The organism is Aeromonas sp. HMWF015, from assembly GCF_963878965.1.
Taxonomy (GTDB): Bacteria; Pseudomonadota; Gammaproteobacteria; order Enterobacterales; family Aeromonadaceae; genus Aeromonas; species Aeromonas veronii.
Genome location: NZ_CAWNZT010000206.1, coordinates 1 through 1,100, shown reverse-complemented (window position 1 = coordinate 1,100; position 1,100 = coordinate 1). Strand labels below are relative to the sequence as shown.

1 protein-coding gene and 1 pseudogene are annotated in these 1,100 nt (G+C 62.3%); one reads left to right on the top strand and one right to left on the bottom strand.

From position 1 onward, the window contains the following. Positions 1 to 556: M23 family peptidase (locus AACS18_RS11155; protein ID WP_374956643.1), on the bottom strand; the 556-nt coding region annotated here is incomplete at its 3' end. Positions 557 to 858: 302 nt separating this feature from the next. Here AACS18_RS11155 and AACS18_RS11150 point away from each other — a divergent pair. Further along, positions 859 to 1,100, top strand: a pseudogene (locus AACS18_RS11150) (BPSS1780 family membrane protein); the annotation flags it as partial.

The following is a 1,100-nucleotide window of genomic DNA, read 5'->3' as shown; positions in this document are numbered from 1 at the left end:
ACTTGATCGGGGTGCCGGCGCCGACAGCGAAGTCGAGGCCGGAGTGGGGGTTGCGCTCCTCGCCATTGAAGAAGCGACGCAGGCCAAACGGGCTGGAGAGGGGGCCGTTGACCGGCTTGTCGAACATCAGGTTGCTCGGCTGGTTGGGGCTGAAGGTCTGGTAAGCCCGGGTCTGCTCCGCCAGCTCGCGGTTGATACGTGTCATATCCTCGGCGAGCGGATTGACCTGACGGCTGTTCTTGAGCTTGATGTGCTGCTCGCGGTAGTGCTTGGGGGTCACGGTGAAGCCGAGAGTACGGCCATCACCTGTGCTCAGTTGCTGGGCGCCGAGCGTGCTTTTCAGAGAGATGCCGACGATGGCGATCCACTGGTTGTCTTCGCGCACTACCAGCACGGGTTTGTCGTGATAGCGGGCCGTGGGGGCAGTGGGTGACGCGCCAAGAGGGATCACCGCAACGCCACCTGGCACCGGATGGTTGAGCAGGCGGCTGATAAAACCCTCGGCCAGGGCCGACTGGCTGGCCAGTAACAACAACAGACAACACACAACTCTCATGACGATACCACTCGATGTTAAAGCGCCCGGGATGGCGGGATGACAACCCCCTGTCCGGCATTCGCCGATCACTAAAGGGTGATCACGACATGCTGGCCACGACAGGCGCGGCTGGAGGAGGGGACAGATTGTGCCTCGTTATGGTCGGGGCAGCCAGTGGCGGGGCGTGGCTGATGCCCCTTTTGTGCATAGCTGCGTCAGGTTTTATGTCGTGGTCGGGCCGCTTCGCCATTGAGTCGCCCCCGCCCTGGCTCTAGAATCGGCTTCCGGCACTGATGCCACCGACACTCCGAAGAGACGATATGAACGGATTACCCCCTTTGCGCACCACTCCGGCCCGGTACACGACAGGTCGTGGCTGGCTCTGGGTTCGCAGCGGGTTCGATATCTTCAACAAGGGGATGGGGATCAGCGTGGCCATGGTGCTGGTCTGGTTTATGGTGGGTATGCTGCTGGAGCAACTGCCAGCGGGTGGCCTTATCTCCCAGCTGCTCTACATGGTGTGGGGCGCGGGTTGGGTGGCGGTCGCCGCTCGGGGTTATCG